Annotated in this window: 1 protein-coding gene; it reads left to right on the top strand. The window is 39.4% G+C overall.

Annotated elements, in window-relative coordinates:
• The first annotated feature begins 116 nt into the window (after positions 1–116).
• Positions 117–476: an AzlD domain-containing protein gene (locus tag ACS8FD_RS24090; RefSeq protein ID WP_439260772.1), complete on the top strand. Its 360-nt coding sequence runs from the start codon at positions 117–119 to the stop codon at positions 474–476.
• Positions 477–535 lie beyond the last annotated feature (59 nt).

The raw sequence follows: 535 nt of genomic DNA, 5'->3' as shown, positions 1-535 counted from the left end.
GGCTATTGCCTCGTTATTCACCAGCAATTGGTTACTTCTGGTAGCGATTACCATCTGTATGCTCATGATTTTGGCACGTGGTTTTTGGGTACAACATAAAGTGACAGGAGAGAACGATGAATAGTAGCTATTTGATTGCAGCCACTTTCGCGATGGCTGGAGTTACCTTTATTACTCGTGCTATTCCAGCATTAATACCAAAAAAGCTTCTTGATACGCCTTGGCTACATCGACTCAATGAGAGCTTACCGCTATCTGTCATGGTCTTATTGATTTTGACCAGTCTCTCCTATCAAGACTTGTCTGCCAGCACTGGGCTAAATAGCGCTGAGGTGCAACTATTACTTGCTCAAATTGGCGCATTGTTATTAGTGCTAATTATCTATCATATTAGCCGTCAGTTATTAATAAGCATGGTCGTGGGTATTGCAGCAATTAACGGCCTACTTTGGATGTTAACCAACGTTTTGGGTTAATCGTATTCATAAGTTGATAGATTATCCCTTAATACTTAGTAAACAAAAATAATAAAAAA

The organism is Psychrobacter sp. 1U2 (assembly GCF_051847575.1).
The sequence above is the reverse complement of the archived record's forward strand: the minus strand, read 5'-3'. Positions and strand labels throughout refer to the sequence as shown.

Bases quoted from the DNA above. Each gene is read 5' to 3' on its own strand.
- ACS8FD_RS24090 (WP_439260772.1), top strand. From the start codon at position 117: ATGAATAGTAGCTATTTGATTGCAGCCACTTTCGCGATGGCTGGAGTT.